The 1,425-nt window shown below is 74.0% G+C and carries 1 protein-coding gene; it reads left to right on the top strand.

What is annotated here, in order from left to right; genetic code table 11:
- Positions 1 to 255 precede the first annotated feature (255 nt).
- Positions 256 to 1,389: an IS110 family RNA-guided transposase gene (locus tag I4W09_RS10260; RefSeq protein ID WP_055251567.1), complete on the top strand. Its 1,134-nt coding sequence runs from the start codon at positions 256 to 258 to the stop codon at positions 1,387 to 1,389.
- Positions 1,390 to 1,425: the final 36 nt, after the last annotated feature.

The following is a 1,425-nucleotide window of genomic DNA, read 5'->3' as shown; positions in this document are numbered from 1 at the left end:
ACGTCCATTACAGTCGAAATTGTCAGCCCGGGACCGTCTCGGGCTACGATTGAGGCGCGCCCAGAACGGGCCGCCGACCGGGCGCCCGCGCACGGCCGAACGTCCCTGCCCCCGAGAGGGCCAATTGGGTGCTGCCGGCGCGGGACGCGCCGCCCCCGACGGCTGATAGGAAAGTGCCGGGCAGGTGCCGCGGCTGGTAATGTGAGTGCCGAGGGGGAGGCCATCCGGTCGAACGACTACCGGAAGGATACCACCGTGAAAGCGCCATCCACCAGACCCGCGGCCGTGCTCGGCCTGGACGTCGGCAAGTCATCGCACTGGGCCTGCCTGATCGACCGCGACGGGGAGGTGCTGGCCAGCGCCCCCGTCCGCAACAGGGAGGCCGAGCTCGACGCGCTGTTCGCCTCCGCGCCCGCCGGCACGCTCGTCGTCGTCGACCAGTTCCGCAACATAGGGTCCCTCGCCGTGAGGCGGGCCCGCGCCGCGGGGCTCGGGGTCGCCTACCTGCCCGGGCTCGCCGCCAGCCGCGCCGCCGGCCTGTTCGCCGGCGAGGCCAAGACCGACGAGCGCGACGCCGCGGTGATCGCGCGGACCGCCCTGGGCGTGCCGGACTCCCTGTCGGGGGTCCCGGGCCGCGGCGAGGCCCTCGAGGCCGCCCGCGCCCTCTCGTCGCAGCGCGACCACGTCGTCGCCTGCGCGACCAGGGACAAGAACCGCCTGCGCGCGGTGCTGCTCGAGTCCTGCCCGGCCCTCGAGGCCGCGGTCGACCTGTCGGACCGGCGGTGGCTGGAGCTGCTCGCCGGGTTCGGCGGGGCGTGGGGGATCGCCCGCTCCGGGGCCGGGGGCCCGCGGGCCGAGGCCGCCGGGGAGGCCGCGGCCGCCTCCACCGCGCCCCCGCCGGCGCTCGTCGAGGCCGAGAACAGGCAGGTCAGGTTCCTGGCCGCCCGGATATCGGAGGCCCTCGACGAGGCCGGGGCCCTCGAGGCCGAGACGGCGGCGCTGCTCGAGGGCGACGAGACCTACGCGTGCCTGCTCACCGTGCCCGGCATCGGCCCGAGGACCGCGGCGCAGCTCGCGGTGTCGGTCGATATCGGGAGGTTCCCGGACCACGACCACCTGGCCTCGTACTGCGGCATAGCCCCGAGGGTGAGGAGCTCCGGCACGTCGGTGAGGTCGGTCAGGGCGTCCAGGCGCGGCGACGCGAGGCTCAAGTCCCTGCTGATCTTCTCGTGCAACAGCCTGGTGAGGTCCTCGGGGCGCTACGGCGAGTACTACCGGGCCTGCAGGGCGCGGGGCATGGGGCACGGGCGGGCGCTCAAGGCCGTCGCGAGGAAGCGGCTCAGGGCGATATACGCCGTGATGCGCGACCGGGTGCCCTACCGGGAGTAGCCCCGACGGTTGACAAAACTATAGGAACACCCAATG

The sequence above is a fragment of the Collinsella aerofaciens genome (assembly GCF_015670795.1).
GTDB lineage: Bacteria > Actinomycetota > Coriobacteriia > Coriobacteriales > Coriobacteriaceae > Collinsella > Collinsella aerofaciens_Q.
This window is presented reverse-complemented; position numbering and strand designations above follow the sequence as displayed.